The 16,479-nt window shown below is 56.0% G+C and carries 16 protein-coding genes and 1 tRNA gene; 6 read left to right on the top strand and 11 right to left on the bottom strand.

Annotated features, from left to right (window positions below; all coding sequences use genetic code 11):
* Positions 1-34: 34 nt before the first annotated feature.
* The 9 genes from TOLA_RS12225 to TOLA_RS12180 all read right to left on the bottom strand — a co-directional run bounded on the left by TOLA_RS12225 (position 35) and on the right by TOLA_RS12180 (position 7,713).
* The gene (locus tag TOLA_RS12225) at positions 35-565 is read right to left on the bottom strand and encodes a DUF3158 family protein (protein WP_015879464.1); all 531 of its coding nucleotides are present in this window, start codon (positions 563-565) and stop codon (positions 35-37) included.
* Complete coding sequence (locus tag TOLA_RS12220) at positions 562-1,350, bottom strand: PFL_4669 family integrating conjugative element protein (protein ID WP_003296450.1); 789 nt, start codon at positions 1,348-1,350, stop codon at positions 562-564. The genes TOLA_RS12225 and TOLA_RS12220 overlap by 4 nt, the downstream gene beginning before the upstream one ends.
* Positions 1,351-1,708: 358 nt before the next feature.
* Positions 1,709-2,914 carry an STY4528 family pathogenicity island replication protein gene (locus TOLA_RS12210; protein ID WP_015879463.1) on the bottom strand — a complete coding sequence of 402 codons (1,206 nt, stop codon included), beginning with the start codon at positions 2,912-2,914 and terminating at the stop codon, positions 1,709-1,711.
* The gene (locus tag TOLA_RS12205; RefSeq protein WP_015879462.1) at positions 2,914-3,474 is read right to left on the bottom strand and encodes a DUF2857 domain-containing protein; all 561 of its coding nucleotides are present in this window, start codon (positions 3,472-3,474) and stop codon (positions 2,914-2,916) included. Before TOLA_RS12205 ends, TOLA_RS12210 begins: the two co-directional genes overlap by 1 nt.
* Positions 3,475-3,485: 11 nt before the next feature.
* Positions 3,486-5,222, bottom strand: coding sequence for a ParB family protein (locus TOLA_RS12200; RefSeq protein ID WP_015879461.1), 1,737 nt, complete (start codon positions 5,220-5,222; stop codon positions 3,486-3,488).
* Positions 5,215-5,475 carry a type II toxin-antitoxin system HicA family toxin gene (locus tag TOLA_RS12195; protein WP_003296446.1) on the bottom strand — a complete coding sequence of 87 codons (261 nt, stop codon included), beginning with the start codon at positions 5,473-5,475 and terminating at the stop codon, positions 5,215-5,217. Before TOLA_RS12195 ends, TOLA_RS12200 begins: the two co-directional genes overlap by 8 nt.
* Positions 5,459-6,322: a ParA family protein gene (locus TOLA_RS12190; RefSeq protein ID WP_015879460.1), complete on the bottom strand. Its 864-nt coding sequence runs from the start codon at positions 6,320-6,322 to the stop codon at positions 5,459-5,461. Before TOLA_RS12190 ends, TOLA_RS12195 begins: the two co-directional genes overlap by 17 nt.
* 10 nt (positions 6,323-6,332) lie before the next feature.
* Positions 6,333-6,572: an AlpA family transcriptional regulator gene (locus tag TOLA_RS12185; RefSeq protein ID WP_003296444.1), complete on the bottom strand. Its 240-nt coding sequence runs from the start codon at positions 6,570-6,572 to the stop codon at positions 6,333-6,335.
* Positions 6,573-6,690: 118 nt separating this feature from the next.
* On the bottom strand, positions 6,691-7,713 hold the full coding sequence (locus TOLA_RS12180) for a hypothetical protein (RefSeq protein WP_425358050.1): 1,023 nt from the start codon (positions 7,711-7,713) through the stop codon (positions 6,691-6,693).
* 443 nt (positions 7,714-8,156) lie between these two features.
* Between TOLA_RS12180 and TOLA_RS12170 the strand changes: the two genes are divergently transcribed.
* Together TOLA_RS12170 and TOLA_RS12165 are read left to right on the top strand one after the other, a co-directional pair.
* Positions 8,157-8,232 (top strand) — tRNA-Gly (locus TOLA_RS12170).
* Positions 8,233-8,293: 61 nt separating this feature from the next.
* Positions 8,294-9,199 (top strand): prohibitin family protein, encoded by a 906-nt coding sequence (locus tag TOLA_RS12165; protein WP_015879458.1) that lies wholly within the window; start codon positions 8,294-8,296, stop codon positions 9,197-9,199.
* Between the two features lie 46 nt (positions 9,200-9,245).
* Here TOLA_RS12165 and ppgK read toward each other — a convergent pair whose 3' ends face one another.
* Together ppgK and queG are read right to left on the bottom strand one after the other, a co-directional pair.
* On the bottom strand, positions 9,246-9,989 hold the full coding sequence (ppgK, locus tag TOLA_RS12160) for a polyphosphate--glucose phosphotransferase (RefSeq protein WP_015879457.1): 744 nt from the start codon (positions 9,987-9,989) through the stop codon (positions 9,246-9,248).
* A gap of 9 nt (positions 9,990-9,998) precedes the next feature.
* Positions 9,999-11,126: a tRNA epoxyqueuosine(34) reductase QueG gene (gene queG, locus TOLA_RS12155; RefSeq protein ID WP_015879456.1), complete on the bottom strand. Its 1,128-nt coding sequence runs from the start codon at positions 11,124-11,126 to the stop codon at positions 9,999-10,001.
* On the opposite strand from queG, the gene TOLA_RS12150 reads away from it, so the two are divergent.
* From TOLA_RS12150 to mutL, 4 genes are read left to right on the top strand one after another with little or no spacing between them, the layout of a single operon-like run.
* Positions 11,125-12,657 carry a bifunctional ADP-dependent NAD(P)H-hydrate dehydratase/NAD(P)H-hydrate epimerase gene (locus tag TOLA_RS12150; RefSeq protein ID WP_049759188.1) on the top strand — a complete coding sequence of 511 codons (1,533 nt, stop codon included), beginning with the start codon at positions 11,125-11,127 and terminating at the stop codon, positions 12,655-12,657. The two genes, queG and TOLA_RS12150, sit on opposite strands and share 2 nt — an antisense overlap.
* Positions 12,626-13,093 (top strand): tRNA (adenosine(37)-N6)-threonylcarbamoyltransferase complex ATPase subunit type 1 TsaE, encoded by a 468-nt coding sequence (tsaE, locus tag TOLA_RS12145; RefSeq protein ID WP_015879454.1) that lies wholly within the window; start codon positions 12,626-12,628, stop codon positions 13,091-13,093. Before TOLA_RS12150 ends, tsaE begins: the two co-directional genes overlap by 32 nt.
* Positions 13,090-14,685, top strand: coding sequence for an N-acetylmuramoyl-L-alanine amidase (locus tag TOLA_RS16915; protein ID WP_015879453.1), 1,596 nt, complete (start codon positions 13,090-13,092; stop codon positions 14,683-14,685). The genes tsaE and TOLA_RS16915 overlap by 4 nt, the downstream gene beginning before the upstream one ends.
* Before the next feature lies 1 nt (position 14,686).
* Positions 14,687-16,471: a DNA mismatch repair endonuclease MutL gene (mutL, locus tag TOLA_RS12135; protein WP_015879452.1), complete on the top strand. Its 1,785-nt coding sequence runs from the start codon at positions 14,687-14,689 to the stop codon at positions 16,469-16,471.
* The last annotated feature ends 8 nt before the right edge of the window (positions 16,472-16,479 follow it).

Genomic DNA, 16,479 nt, shown 5'->3' with positions numbered 1-16,479 from the left:
CGGCCCCGGGCGCGTGCTGGGATGCCTGGCGCAATCACCGATCGTGCATTGCGGCGGGAATGGATTTGAGCCGGCGCAGATAAGCGTCCTCGGCCTGGGCCATCTTGCCGGCGCAGTCCTGGGCCTGCCGGCCGAGGGTATGCAGCAGACTGATCTGCATGTTCAGCGCGATGCGCTGCTGTTCCAGCGCGAGCAGATCCTCCAGCAGATTCACCGGCGTGGCCGTGGAGGCCATGACCTCCTGCCAGAGGGCGACGCCCATCGCCGAGCGGTCGTGCTTGCGCCAGCGCAGAAAGGTCGTGCCTGCGCCGGTACGCTGCTGGGCCAGTTCAATGGACAGCAGACGGAAGGGATAGCCTCGCGCCTGCGCCAGCACGCGCCGCTGCGCCAGGTCAATCAACTCATCCCTGAGCGCGTGACACCGGTTGACCCAGTCTTCGAGATCCCCTTTACCCTTAAAAGCCCTTAAAAGGCCTTTTAGATAGCCCGCCTGTTCCAACTGGATGAAGTCCGCCTGTTCCAGGGGCTGGAAGTGCCGGCGTTGGTTCGGTTCGCGTACTGTCATGCTGACTCACCCTCGTCGGATGAGGCTGCTTCGGCGGGGTCTGCCGCAGCATCCGGCTCGCTGGCTGGTTCGGTTTCGGGGGCGGTGCGCTGCTGCAGGCCACGGCGTGCGATCGGCGGCGCGAAGCGGCTGCGCCGGGTACCTTCGAGCACGTCCTGGGGCAATTCACCGTACTTTTCCAGCGCCGCCCGTGCTGCGGCATTCTTCGCCGCGAAGTCGTCGCGCGTGGTGCCGGAATACCGGTACTGCTGCGCCAGCGAGAACAGGCTGCGCAATGAGTGCGCGCCGTCGTTGAGCCAGCGTTCGAGTGTCGAGCGATCGATCAGCGCGGTGTGGTGGGCCAGGATCAGACGTCGGGCAAGATCGTCGTAGTCCGCCAGCAGATACACCGCCATGAAGCCCAACTGCGAGGACACGAACAGCGGCAGCTTGACCGGCTGGACGTTGAGGTTCTCGCCCAGGCTCAACGCAGGCGGCACGCCGGCCAGTGCCTGGTCTACTTGCTGACGCAGGGTCTGGAGCTGTTCCTTGGTGGTGGATAGCTTGTCCTCGATGCGCAGCATCCACCAGTCCGAATAGGGGTCGTCCTGTTCGGCACCGCGCTTGAGCTTGTTCATGATGGAGACAAAGCCGTTGAGGCCGATGATGCCGGGCCTGCCTTCGGCCGGGGCGCGGCCATGCCAGATGCGGGACGCATGGTGGGTGTGCAGGGTCAGGGACATCGCGCTGCGCAGCGATCCCAGGTTCAACTGAAGGGATTCGGTGGCATTGTTCTCTTGGGCCATGGTGACGACTCTCGGTGATGAATGAGTCGTCAGCATCCGGGTTGGCCGGAAGGCCGTCAGTCATCAAACCGAACCCGCCGCTTGCCTGATTTGTCGGAGCGGCCAGCCGCGCGCATCGTTCGGAAGCACCGTTGCGATGCCGCACCGGAAGGCTGCGTGTTGCGCTATACCCGGGGTATAGGCGTCCATGGCGCTCAGTGGATGCTGCCGGGGGAGCACGGTGTGGATCAGGGCCGCTGCGGGCGGAAGGCGGTGTGTTCCGCTATACCCGGGGTATAGGCGACGGTGGAACACCTTGGACATTGCAGAGCAGCTTCCGGGCTGATGACTCTCGACGCCGTGCCGGCTCGCGGGCGTGTCAGGTCGAGCGCAACAGTTCCTGCAGGCGTGCCAGATGAGCTTTCGCGACCTCCGCATCAGCAGGTACAGCAGGCGGTGGACTTGGCTCTGGTGTCCTGTTGACTGGCGCCGCAGGCGCCTTCTGTGCAGCCCAGGTGCGAAATTCTCCCCGCAAGGCCTTCTGAATGATGCCGAACAGGTAGCCGGTGGGATTGCGGATCGTCGTGGAGGCGCAGCGTGCCTCCCATTCGTCCAGCAGGGCTTGCCGCAGATCGTGATCCACTGACTGCATCGCGGCCAGCGCGCCGTCCTGCTGCTCCGCCTTCAGCGCCAGGAAGCGCCTGGGCAACTGCAGTTGCTGACGTTCTTCTTGCGCGCGCGGTACTGTACGTACTTCTTTAATACTTTCTTTTATACGTACTGTACGGTCCGACTTCGGATTCCGAAGTGCGCCGTTTTCCGGGGTTTTCCGGCCTGCTTCGGAATCCGAAGAGAGGTTCGCCAGATTCCGAAGACGGTCGTCGGAGCCGTCTTCGGAATCGTGTTCGCCGCCGGCCTGTGGATAACTCGATGTGCCGTTCCAGCCCTGCGCTGACAGCCGCTGTGACAGAATCTCCAGGCGACTCGGCAGCACTCGGCCGCTGAGCATGGGGTCTTGCGTCAACTCCTGCAGGGTAGTCGCCCCCACGCGCTGGACGGATTTGCTGGCATGCGTCAGTGCCTGGCTGACCAACTCCAGATAATCGGCATCGAGCTGGATGGCTTCGTAAGGGGTGAGCGGTTCGTCGTGCAGGACGTAGAGGTTGCCCTGAATGCGCCCGCTTCTGGGATCGCGCCGGCGCCGCACCAGGCTGATCCAGCGCGTCAGTCGCAGCACGGTCAGCGCTCGGGCCACCGTCTCGTGCGATGCCCTCTCGGCACAAGGCATGGAGGCCAGCCAAGGCGCAAGCTGGTCGTAGGTGGGCATGGCGGTGATGCCGTCGTCCGCCAGCATCAGGCGGAACACCTGCCAGCCGTTGCGTTCGAGCGGTGTCAGGCGTCGGTCCAGCAGCAATGCACGCGGCACGCTGTCGTGTCGATTGCCACTATAGAGAAAGCCATCGGTCGGTGGTGAGACTGCAGATGGGGCCGGTGGCGGCTGTTGAGGTGCCAGTTGGCCGAGCGCCTGCTCGAACAGCTCGCCCAGCCGGACGGGGCCGCGCGTAGGATGTGGCCCATCCGTCATCAGATCAGCCCTTCATCGATCCATCCGCGCAAGGCATTCCAGATCACGGACAGAGGCAGCCCAGTGGCCTCGGCGAGATCCGCCGCGACGCCCAGCATTCCCATGTCGTCGTTGCTGTCGACTTCCTGCTCCTTCACTGTCGAGGACCAGCGCTTCCACAGGTCGGTGTCCTGTTCCTCGGTCAATACCGGATGCCGCCCCTTGCGTTTCGGCAGGCCGATGACACTGCGACGCAAGGCGATCTCCTGGTGGGTCAGGCCGAAGAATTTGCTGATCAGCTCCGTGCTGGCGCCCAGGCGCAGTAGCCGATCGATCTTCACCACCTCCTCGGTGACGTCTTCTACCTGGTGCAGCAGACGACGCAGCACATCGCGGTTGACGACTACCGAGCACCACGACACGTTGGCGTTGGCCAGCACGCTGGCCATCGCGGGATGCTTGAGGGCATCTAGATCCTTGTCGTCGAACCCCATCGACTTGGCCCGGCGCAACTGGCCGTTGCGTAGATCATGAAGTGCCTGGGCGATCACTGCCTGGTTAAGTGGGTGAGGTCCGGACATGGCTACGCCTCTCATGATCCGGTGATGGCATGGTCGCCATCGGCGATACCGGGCTCGATGTCCCTCAAGCGACGGGCAAGCCGCAGCAGGCGGAACAGTTTCACCAGGGCGTTGTCGCTGAGCCTGTGTGGCAAGCCTTGCTGGGCTCCGGTAATGGCGGGGGCGCCTTGCAGCAGCGCTCCCAGCATCGCGGTCAGAATCGATAGATCGATGCTCGTGGCTGGCTGATCGGCCGCCAGGTAAGGCGTGCTCAGGGCATGCAGCAGTGCCAGCGTCGCCTGGGCGTACCGATCGGTTGGCTCGGCCTCGGGCTGCCGGCATCGAAAACCGATGCCTTCCTGGCACGCCTCGACCAAGTCTTGCAGAGCGGCTTCGCCGGCAATCTCGCGGGCGAACTGCGCGATATGCGTGCGCAGGCGATCGGGGTCGTCCAGCGCGGGTTCGATGTACCAGACGTCGGTAATCGGATAGAGACTTCCTGCCTGAATCGGGATCGACTGCAGGACGTTGCGCTCGAAATCCGGCAACGTCTCGCCGGTGTGATCCGCGACCAGGCGCTGGATGGATTGCAGCCGCTCGGTTGTGTCGGCTGGCGATACGATGTGCTCCTGCAACAGGGTGGCGCGCTGCAAGTCGCCGGATTCCTGCGTACCCGGTGCAGTCGGGGCTTGGGGAGCAGCAGCGGCCGATGGCGTATCGTTGGCGGGTGGCGCGACAGCCGGTGCCGAAGGCGTCGTCGATGCCTGCTCCGGTGGCGGGGGCGAAGATGGCTGCCCGGTCGACGCTGTCGATGGTGACGACAGGGATGGTGCTGGCGCGGGAGGTGATTCGGGTTCGCCAGCAGGCTCGCTGCTGAGGACCTGCCAGCGTCGATCCGAGTCGGTGATCTCGAAGAGCAGCGTGTCGTATTCCATGTCGAGCAGATCGGCCATCTGGCCGACCAGTTCGTCCTGGACGCGCTGAACGCTGAAGCCGCCCGCAGCACTGTCGAACAGTGCCAACACGTCCTGGAACAACGTGGGGAAATCGAGGTGGGAGTGGGCCTGGCGATTGCGGGCCGACCAGACTCTGTCGGCGGCGCGCCGCAGGCTGGTCAGTTGCTCGACCTGGTGCCGCCCCAGGCCGGCGTAAAGCACGGTCGGGATGGCGGGCAGCAGATACTGGATGGCCTCTTGCATCCGGCTGATGTGGGGTTGCGGCACGGGATAGCCGTCCGCCTTGAGGCGGCGTGCCAGCTCGGATTGGGACAAGGGTTTGCCGGTTTCCTGTTCATACAGTTCCCGGGCTTTCTGCACGCCCAATGCGCGCTCGATGAACGACAGGCCGCCGTGCAGTTCGTTTTCCGCGAGATGGCCCGTCAGGGCAATGATTTCTCCACGCTCCGGCCACGGCCGGAACTGGCACGCGATGCGGAAGAAGCGCTCGTCCCGCATCTCGCTCCACAGTTCGCGCAAGATCGCGAGACGGGTATTGCCGCCGTTGCGGATGATGTAGTGATCCGCGCCCGGACGCCGGGTGATGGGCGGGGGAGCGTCGAGTCCGCGTTCGCGAATCGACGCCTTGATGTCGTCGTAAAGCGGGTTGCGGGTGAGGCGCGGATCAAGCTCATACGGTCGCAACTCATCGAGCGTCACGACCATCGGCGTATCCTCAATCGGATCGCTCAAGCTGTTCGCGACGGGGCCGCTGCGCGTGAAGCCATCGCTCAGGAGCTTGTTTGCAACGTCCTGGGGGGAGATGTCAGGCATGGCCATCTCCTTCCTGCGTAGGAAGCTCCGAGGGTTCGAGCCCACGCTGGGCTCGCCGCAGCATGGCGCGGGCGTTGAGCCCCGCTCGGTGGTCGCTGGCGGTGGCGCTGGTGAAGATCGGTGGCAGTCCCGGCCTGGTGAACTTGAGATGTCCGCCTGGGGTGCGAACGACCTCCCATCCTTCGCTCAGGGCATACTCGATCAGCGGCAGCAACCGCTTGTGGCCGCGGGCCAGCTCATGGGCGTTCGACATGGGCGCACCTCCCTCCGGCCTTGCCGGTGACCGCTGCGAACCGTTCCTGCCACTGAGGGCATAGCTCATTCGCCAGGCCGCACACGATCTCCAACGCGGCCAATGCCTGCCGGCCCGAAGGCCGTCGATGCTCGACGCGATGCACAGGCAAGCCTCGGGTGGCTGCGCGCGGAAACGCTTCGATCGCAGGAATTTCAGTGGCCAGTACCTGGATGCTGGCCTGCTCCTGGAAGATCAGGCGTAGCGTCTGCTGGATCAGGCGCGCGTTGGACGAGACGGCGGGGACGCGGTTTATCAGCAACTGCAGTGCGGGCGGTTCAATGCCCAGCTTTCGGTACGGCGTGATGTCCTCGACCAATTGCAGGGTTCCACGCCGCAGTTCGCGTGCAGCCAGGATTTCCGGTGTGACGGGCGACACGGCCTGCTGGGACGCCAGCAGTGCCATTTCCAGCAATACGCTGCGCGCGCCCTGGGTGTCTATGACCACCAGATCGTAGTGCGGCTGGAAGTTTGGCATCAGGTTGCGCAACCGCAGGCGTCCATCTGGGGCGTGCAGCAGCAAGGTATTGAGCTGCCGGTGCTCGTCGTTGGACAGCACCAGATCCAGGTTGTCGATGACGGTGCGCGACACCAGGTTCGCCAGGTCGCGTTCGTTGAAGGCCAGAAGCTCGTAGATGCCGCCCGGTGCGCGATGCTTCAGCTCGTAGTAGGACGACAGGGTTGGCTGCATGTCCAGGTCGAGCAGCAGCACGCGCAGACCTGCGTCGGCGATGAATGCGCCGAGGTTGGCCGCGACGGTGGTCTTGCCCACGCCGCCTTTGGTCGAAATGATGGATACGACCTGCATAGGGCTCTCCTCAGACATCGCTCGGGAGAGCTGGCTGCTGCGCGCGGTTCTTGAGACGTTCGGTTATCCACAGATCGATCTCGGTGGAATCCCATCCGACAGCGCGAACGCCGAGGCGTAGCGATTGGGGAAACTCACCCTTTTTCATGAGCGAGTAGATATGCGCGCGTTTGAATCCGGATTTGGCCTCGACTTCGTCCAGCCGCAGGATGCGGCGCTCGCCGGGCAGCAGTGCAGTGGGCTGCGACATAGTGGTCACTCCTTAACGCTCAGTGGCGTTTGTTGGGGTGACCTCTATTCAATAGACATGGCTTCCGAAGTACATTGCAAATGCAATTTCCCAGACTGCAGATACAAGCTGGAAAACCTCAAGCAACTACGCTAGCGCTGCCCAGCTTCCTCCGTGCGCTGGCGAACTTGCCGTTCAGCGTGCGCTCGGTGATGCCCATGATGCCGCCACGATGAGCGATCAACGCACTGACGATGGCCTCCTGGGTGCTGAAGCAAGAGTACGGCTTGCCCGAAGGAGATCTGCTCAGCATCAGCTCCAACATGCTGCCAATGATGTGCAGGTAGGTGGCCTCCGCACGATCACTGAGAGAACACTGGCCGCAGGCTGGGATTGCCCCAGATTGCTTGAGCAGTTCTTCGTGACGCTCCTTGAGGTTCCGCAGTTCGCGACGACAAAGCTCAAGCTCCGCCTTCATGGCTTGGCGTTCCACCAACATGGCCTGTCCGGCTTCCAGCGTGATGACGGGGTGCGCGATGCGCTCGATGCGACTGAAAAGAAAAGCAGGTCGATGCCCTGGGTAGTGGGTTTGCATCCAGTGTTTGAGATCGAGGTGGCGCACGGTCAACTCATGGGAATCAAGCAGGGATTCATCGTTCAACGTGATGCCGTTTCGACCATAGGGAAGCTCACCGTTGACGATGGCATCGTAGATGCGTTCCGTGCAGAGCCGCAGTTCATCCCATCGGGGGCAATTGAGCGTTCTCGGCAGATTTCTAGGCGACGAGATGGAGGACAGGATTTCTTGCGAGTAACGCCATAATCCTGCCCAGCGTATGGCGGCCTCAATCGGACGATAGAACACCTTTGAAGCTGGCAGCTCTTCATGCATGCCTCCATCTCCTTGCGGGAGCGCTACATCACCGACTCCTCTGCTGCCGATCGACGTATGGTCACGGCGTTTGTTGTTTGGCTTCTTGGGCGCACGTTGGCGGGGTATGCCGAAGCATGTTGGGTCCACATGCTCAAGGCCAGTGGCCATTGCCCGCTCGATATGTGAAAATCGCGATGCTTCGACTATCGAGCGATTAGTGACCGCACCTGGTTGCGCTTGTACACGCTTGTCAGCGTCGTCGGCCTTGATTTTTTCATCAAGACTCATTTCGTATCGCGTGTTCTATAAGGGGTCTAACCGACTTGCCTCGGCGCTGCATCTATGCAGTTTGATTGGCACTAGCCAAGGGGGAGACGATGCCGGTGAGACTTCCACGGCATCCTGATAGATCGACATAACAACTGACTGCCTCGCTCCGCCTTGCGCATGATCAGCTGTGCAAGGCTGAGAGATGCGCACTCAGTTCGCGCACACGTACGCGATGCAGCGGACTGCCTTGGCACGGGGTAGCACGCAGGTGAGTGGATGGTGTTGGCGGCGAGTGGAAATTGGTGGACGGTCTTCGTTGACGACGCTCGAAAACGAGGCTAAAATTGAGGCCTTCGTTGAAGCCCTCAGCGAAGAAAAGAGTTGGAAAACATACGCTTAGCGCGTCAGTGCTAGTCCCGTCTCCCGCTCCAATATCTAGAATCAGTTCAATACCATGCGACGCGGGAATAGCTCAGTTGGTAGAGCATAACCTTGCCAAGGTTAGGGTCGCGAGTTCGAGTCTCGTTTCCCGCTCCAAATTCGAATATAATCAAACAACTTTAATCATAACTAAGCATAATGCATTGGGATGAACAGTATGTTGTTTGATGTATCTAAAAATACGACCGATATAAAACACGCTCCGGCTCGTAAACCCGTCATTTTTATCTTTCTGTCTGCATTTATCTTCTTTTTGGCATTCAACTCTTACTTCACTGTGGATCAGGGTGAACGCGGGATTGTTTTGCGCTTTGGTGCGTTTCAACGTATAGCCGAACCGGGACTGAACTTTAAACTGCCATTTTTTGAATCCACACACACGATTAGTCTGCAAACTCAGGTCTCTCATTTCCAGCTACCGGCTTATTCACGTGATCAGCAACCCGCCAATCTGGCTGTATCTGTGAACTGGCATGCGCAGGAACCCGAATTACAAAAAATTTACTCTGAATTTGGTTCTCTTGCTGCTTTAGAAGCTCGTATCATCCAGCCTCGTCTGCCGCAGGCGGTTAAAACAGTGTTTGGCAGTTATGTTGCTGCCAGCTCAATTCAAAATCGGGCAAAACTGAATACCGATATTTTTGATTCTGTATCTAAAGTCCTGCACGGTCCCATTGTGATTGAAAGTGTTCAGCTGGATAACATCGATTTTTCTGATGCTTATGAACAATCAGTGGAACAGCGGATGCTGGCTGAAGTCGAAGTCGCCAAGTTACAGCAAAATGCACTCCGCGAAAAAGTTCAGGCTGAAATCACCGTAACGCAGGCCAAAGCACAGGCGGAAAGCGTCAAAGCACAGGCGGCCGCGCAGGCTGAGGCAACCCGGATGAAAGGGGAGGCGGAAGCTGCGGCGATTAAAGCCAAAGGTGACGCACTGAGACAAAACCCGAATCTGGTGGAATTAATTAAAGCGGAACGCTGGAACGGTGAATTACCGCAAACCATGCTGCCGAACAGTACAGTGCCATTTATTGATGTGAAAAATCAGCCTGCACGCGAATAAATCAGGTACAGGTATCTGAAGCCTCGTTTAAACCACGAGGCTTTTTTTATTTGTTTAACTGACTCTCAGCAAATAATGCTGCCCCGATAATGCCCGCCTGATTCAGACTCTGAGCCGCCAGTACCGGTGCTTTAGTCGTAATAAATGATTGAAACTCATCCATGTGCTCAGCGATGCCGCCACCGATGATGAAACGATCCGGGTTAAACACAAATTCCAGATGATTCAGGTATTCGTTAAAGCGGGTTCCCCATTCCTGCCAGCTTAGATGCTGATTAATGCGGGTCGATTCAGCGCAATAACGTTCTGCAATATCGCCGGCAAATTTCAAATGCCCCAGCTCTGTATTCGGGTGCAATTCGCCATTCACAAACACCGCTGAGCCGATACCGGTGCCAATAGTCAGCAGAATGGTAATGCCATGCTGATTCTGACCTGCACCAAAGCGCATCTCGGCCATGCCGGCCGCATCGGCATCATTAACGACAAAGCAGGGCTGACCGGTGATTTCTGAAAACAGCGTTTGTGCGTCGGTATTGATCCAGCTTGGATCGATGTTGCTGGCGCTATAAGCAACACCATGATGCACCGTAGCCGGAAAGCCGCAGCCGATCGGACCTGACCAGCCAGATTCGGTGATCAGATGCGACAGGCTGGCAGCGATATTTTCCGGTGTGGCCGGTTTCGGCGTCGGAATACGTTTATGGTCGCCAATCAGTTTGCCTGTCCGGGTATCGATCACCGCCGCTTTGATGCCCGTACCACCAATATCCACACCTAAAATATGCATGAAGAGTCCTTAAGAATGTTCAGGTAATCCCTTGTAAATACAGCGGATCAGCCGTGCATGTTTTTTATTGTCAGCTATCTGTTTAGTCTGTAATTGCTGTAATGCCCAGTCGATATGCTCTTGCACTAATTCTGTTGTGTGACTGCGTTTTTCCAGCAGGGCATGAAGAACGGATTCTGATGCCGGTCCGTTACCTAATGCAACGGCAATATTACGCTGCCATTTTTCAAAGCCAATCCGGCGGATTGGGCTGCCTTCGGTCGCTTTCAGAAAAGTATTTTCATCCCATGACCAGAGTGTCAGTAATTCGGGGGTATGGAGCTGGTGACGAGGTGAAAAGTCAGCTTCAGGCGACGAAACTGCATAACGGTTCCACGGGCAAATCAGCTGGCAGTCATCACAGCCATAGATCCGGTTGCCAATCAGCGGCCGGAACTCTTCGGGGATCGGGCCATTCAATTCGATGGTCAGATAAGAAATACAGCGACGGGCATCTAATTCATAAGGTGCAACGATGGCATTGGTTGGACAAATCTGCAGGCAGGCAGAACAGTTGCCGCAGGCGGGTTCAACCGGCTGATCTGCGGGCAAGGGCAGATCAATCAGTAATTCACCGAGAAAGAAGAAAGAACCGGCTTGCTGATTGAGCAACAGCGTATGTTTCCCGGTCCAGCCAAGTCCGGCTTTATCAGCCAGCGGTCGTTCCATCACAGGAGCCGAATCAACAAACGGACGGAATTGCAGTTCACCACAGGCTTGCTGAATACGTTCACCTAACTGCTTTAAACGGTTACGCAGAACTTTGTGATAGTCACGTCCAAGCGCATAGCGACTGATGTATGCATGTGCCGGGTTATCCAGCGTTTCAGCCACTTTTGCCACGGGAGGCAGGTAATTCATGCGTACAGAGATAACAGAACGGGTGCCGGGTTGCAGTTCAGATGGACGGGCCCGCATCAGGCCATGGCGGGCCATGTATTCCATTTCACCGTGATAGCCTTTGGCTAGCCAGCTTTCCAGGCGGGTCTCTTCATGAGTTAAATCGCAGTCTGTGATCCCGACCTGATCAAAGCCTAGCTCTAGTCCCCATAGCTTGATATCGTGGGCTAACTTTTGCAGATCGAGCGTGAATGTCATGAATCACAGCGCACCGGTTATCACCAAAATTTGCGACAGTTTACCACAGTACAGTTGGCGCACCGAACAGATCCGGCAGATGGAACAGCAGCTGGTCGCCGTTCAGCATGTTTCCATGTATCAACTGATGCAGCGTGCCGGAGACGCTTTGTTCCAGGCTTTGCAGTTACGCTGGCCCTCCGCGAGGCATTTGTGGATTTTTTGCGGCAAAGGTAATAACGGTGGCGATGGTTATGTGCTTGCCCGATTGGCAAAGCTGGCTGGCTATAACGTCGAAGTGGTTGCATTTGATGAACCGCCACCCGGCATCCCGGCAGAACAAGCCCGACGTGACTGGCTGAATGCCGGAGGCAAATGCAGCGGATTGCATACGTTGCATGGTAAACCCGATCTGATTATTGATGCCTTGCTGGGAATCGGGCCGTCAACACCGTTGCGTGGAGAGCTGCTGGCGTGGATCCAGTTTATCAATCGCCAGGCAGTACCCGTTCTGGCAGTTGACATTCCGAGCGGATTAAACGCCGATACCGGCATGCCGCTGGGCGGTGCTGTCCATGCGGCAGCAACACTGACATTCGTTGCCCTGAAATGCGGATTACTCACCGGCTTGGCTGCTGATTATACTGGCGATCTTTATCTCTCCGATTTAAAAAATGGTGCAGCCGGATATTGCGATATCGGCGGTATTCACATCATGAGTTATGACCGCGTCGCCCAGTCACTTTTCCCCAGACCCCGCACTGCACACAAAGGTGATTGCGGAAAGGTGCTGCTGGCAGGGGGGGGGCCGGGAATGCCGGGCGCTATTCGTCTGGCGGGTGAGGCTGCATTACGTACAGGTGCCGGATTAGTTAAAATCTTCTGTCATCCGGAGAACCGGCAGTTGGTATTCAGTGGCCGTCCGGAACTGATGTTCTGTCATGAGTTAGCAGCAGATACTCTCTGCTGGCCGGATGTGCTGGTAGCTGGCCCCGGGCTTGGGCTGGATGAGTGGGGGCAGCAACAATGGCAACACCTTCTTTCTTACCATGGCAAGATGGTGGTTGATGCCGATGCATTAAACTGGCTGGCACAAGAGCCTCAGGTCCGTCATAACTGGGTGTTAACGCCGCATCCCGGGGAAGCGGCCAGATTATTACAGTGTACCAGCGCGGATGTGCAGAGCGATCGTTTCGCCGCTGTTCAGGAATTACAGCATCGTTATGGTGGCGTGGTATTATTAAAAGGATTTGGTACGCTGATTTCTGATGGTAAACAGATCGCAATTTGTACCGAAGGTAATCCTGGCATGGCCAGTGGTGGCATGGGGGATGTACTTTCTGGCATTATAGCGGCCCTTCTGGCACAAGGCTTACCGCTTTATGATGCGGCCTGCTGTGGGGCATTGCTTCATGGTAAAGCAGCAAATGAAATAGCTAAAGAACATGGTGAACGGGGCATGCTGGCTTCGGATTTATTTTTCTGGTTACAAAAACTGGCCAATCCTCAAAGGTATCAACATGGAAAAAACGCTGATACGAACTCTCAATGACAGCGATGCGACCGTTGCATTAGGTGCTGAACTGGCTCACGCCTGTGATCAGTCTACAACTATTTTTTTGCATGGCGATCTGGGAGCCGGAAAAACAACATTATCGCGGGGATTTGTTCAGGCGCTTGGTCATCAGGGCAAAGTAAAAAGCCCAACCTATACACTGGTTGAAGCTTATGAACTTCCGAAATGGCAGGTTTACCATTTTGATCTCTATCGCCTGGCGGATCCTGAAGAACTGGAGTTTATGGGGATCCGTGATTACTTTGCCCCTGATTGTTTATGCCTGATCGAATGGCCGGAAAAAGGGGTTGGTTGGTTACCAGTACCGGATCTGGAAATTACATTACATTATGAACATGGAGCCAGAAGGGCAGAAATAACTTCCCGTTCTGACATCGGCGCAATGATTGTTGCTAAATTGAATCTATCGTGAAAATCAGATTTCTTCTTATTTTATTAGCTGTACTGGCGGCCTGGCCGGCAGCGGCAAATCAGATTAAAAAATTGCGTATTGCTCCGACAGCGGAGAAAGTGCGTATGGTTTTCGATCTCGAAAATCAGCCCGTTTACAGCTTTACCATTGATACCGGCACGAATAGCCTGATTGTTGATTTTCAGGATATTACCGGCCAGCTTTTCCCAGTTCCCCGTACTGCAGGCTGTGAAGGCTTTCTGAACAGTATCCGCCGTACTACTTTGCCCGCGAATGTTGTGCGGGTTGAGTTTGTGTTAGCGGATGGCGTTAAACCACAAATATTCTCGCTGGCTCCACAGGCAAATTATCGCAATCACCGCCTGGTTATAGATATTAAACGTGGCACCTTAATCGCCAAAAAAGGCATCGCTGGTAGCACCAGCACTATTCCATCGGCTGAAGCTGCGTTAGTAAAAGAGCCTCAGGCTGTTGCTGCGCTACCCCGTAATAAGGGAGCCTCTTCTTCATTACAGACCGTATCGCCGACTGCGAAAATTGACAAAGCTGTAGCTGGTCGCGTGATAAAGATGAGCGATTTGATTTCAAAAGAAGAATTGTCTGCACCGGACTCATCTTCTTCCTCAGTTGTTGACGAACCGGATGATGCACCGGATACCAGCAAAGCCATATTACCTTCCGGCGGTGGTCCGTTTATCGTTGCGATTGACGCCGGACATGGCGGAAAGGATCCTGGCGCTATCGGGCCTGGTAATACCTACGAAAAGACAGTGACTCTGGCAATAGCCCGTAATCTGGCAAATCTGATTAATAATCAGCCTGGTATGCGGGCTATCATGACGCGTTCCAAAGATAATTTTGTTGAACTTGATGAGCGGTCTGCAATTGCCCGAAGAAAAAAAGCCAGGTTACTGATTTCAATCCATGCCGATAGTGGCCCTAAAAGCTCTGTTCGTGGGGCATCGGTGTGGATTTTGTCTGCGAAGCGGGTTGATAAGGAAATGGATAAGTTATTGGTTCAGCAGAAGAAACATACCGAATTGCTCGGTGGGGCCGGTAAGGTCATCGCAGAAACTGAACCTAATCCATATCTGGCACAAACCATACTTGATCTTTCCTGGGATAACTCCCGCAGTGAAGGTTATGACATCGGCAGACGGGTATTACGCCGGATAGGAAATGTTGCCAGTCTGCATAAGAAACGACCGGAACACGCCAGCCTTGCCGTGCTGAAAGCACCGGATATTCCTTCGCTGCTGATCGAGACCGGCTTTATTTCTAATCCACAGGAAGAACGGTTACTCGCTTCTGCTCAGTATCAGTCTCAGCTGGCTAAGGCAATATTCAGAGGTGTCACAGATTATTACAGTCGTAGGCAGTCAAAATCGGGCGGTACTTTTGTAAAGTCATCCACCAATAAAGCCATGCTTTCTGCAACAGCGGATTACCGTAAACATGTGGTGAAAACAGGGGAAAGTTTATCCGGTCTGGCATCTCAGTACGGTGTAAGCCAGAGTGCTATCCGCAATAAGAACAAACTGAAGTCCGACAATCTGTTGATTGGACAAGTGATCATCATTCCTGCGATCTGATATGCCAATTCAAATTCTGCCACCAATTCTGGCCAACCAGATAGCCGCCGGGGAGGTCGTTGAACGACCGGCCTCGGTGATCAAAGAGCTGGTGGAAAATAGTCTGGATGCCGGTGCCAACAGAATTGATGTCGAGCTGGAAAAAGGCGGCTGTCAGCTGATCCGGGTCCGAGATAACGGCGGTGGCATTTGCGGAACAGAGCTTGCTCTTGCTCTGGCCAGGCATGCCACATCCAAAGTGGCTACATTGGATGATCTGGAACACATCGCAAGCCTCGGATTTCGTGGCGAAGCATTAGCGTCTATCAGTTCAGTTTCCCGCCTGACGCTGACATCCCGTACAGCCGGACAACATGAAGCCTGGCAGGCGTATGCGGAAGGGCGAGAGATGGCGGTAACCGTCAAACCTGCCGCCCATCCGGTCGGGACGACAGTTGAGGTGTTGGATCTTTTTTTCAATACACCCGCACGACGTCGTTTCCTGCGGAGCGAAAAAACAGAATTTGCGCATATTGATGAGTTGTTACGGCGACTGGCGCTCAGTCGTTTTGATGTCGCGATTAATCTCAAACATAACGGTAAATTATTACGGCAATATCGCCCGGCACAAACGGAATCACAGCAGGAACAACGGGTTGTTCAGGCATGTGGTGCTGAATTTATGCAGGCGGCATTACGGATCGATAGTGAGCATCTCGGTCTGCATCTGTATGGCTGGCTGGCACCGCAGCCACTGACCGCTATCAATGAAGTGCAGTACTGTTACGTTAATGGACGGATGATCCGGGATAAATTACTGAATCATGCTATCCGTCAGGCATACAGTGAATGTACCGGTACCTCTTTCCAGCCGGCTTATATCCTGTATCTGGAGCTGGATCCGCATCAGGTCGATGTTAATGTTCATCCATCCAAGCATGAAGTCCGTTTTCATGAATCACGACAGGTACATGATTTTATCGTACAAGTGATCAGGCAGGCATTACAGACGGCATACAGTGAAAATGCGCCGGATGCTGTGTTTTCCGGAATTGAAGATGCGGCGCCGGATTATCCGGTTTCACCGTTAAAAAACCGGGCAACAGGCCAGCATCAGTACAGTGCGCCGACCGGTGGGTATTCATCACCATCGGGTTCGCAACTGCGATCATACGGGCAACTGCTCACTTCCGAATTACCATCTATTCCAGTTAGCCGGGAGGCAGGAAGTGTTGCTGCTCCTGATAATTCAGATTGGCCGGTATTACGTCTGATTCAGCAGCGGTATTTGTTATCAGCGCAGGACGATACCTTATACCTGTCCGATCTTGTGGCCATCCAGTCTCTGCAGTGGTTAACTCAATGTAATGCGTCCTTCAATGAGGGGCTGATAGCTCAGCCTTTATTGATTCCGCAACGCCTTGACATTGCCCGACCTCATGAGTGGTTAGCTGAATATGGGATCTGGCTACAAAAGCTGGGGCTTCGTTATAACACGCATAAGAACAAGCAGATTATTATTCAGGCTGTTCCTGCATTACTACGTCAGACGGACATGGCTTCCACCATTCCTGCGATGCTGAGTTTACTGGAGAGGTATCCGGTCGCTTTGTCGCATCAGGAATGGCATTCATTTATAGCTACCTGGTTAAAGTTACCGGGGCTTATTCCACATCATTATTCAATGGATTCTGCCCGCTCACTATGGCTTTGGTTACAGCAGAACGTTGCTGACTGGCAGAACAACACCCAATTGATGCGCTCCGTTGATCTAACCAACATTCTTGAGGTTTTCTCCCGTGACTGATCCGCGTC

The sequence above is a fragment of the Tolumonas auensis DSM 9187 genome, assembly GCF_000023065.1.
GTDB classification, from domain to species: Bacteria; Pseudomonadota; Gammaproteobacteria; order Enterobacterales; family Aeromonadaceae; genus Tolumonas; species Tolumonas auensis.
The sequence above is the reverse complement of the archived record's forward strand: the minus strand, read 5'-3'. Positions and strand labels throughout refer to the sequence as shown.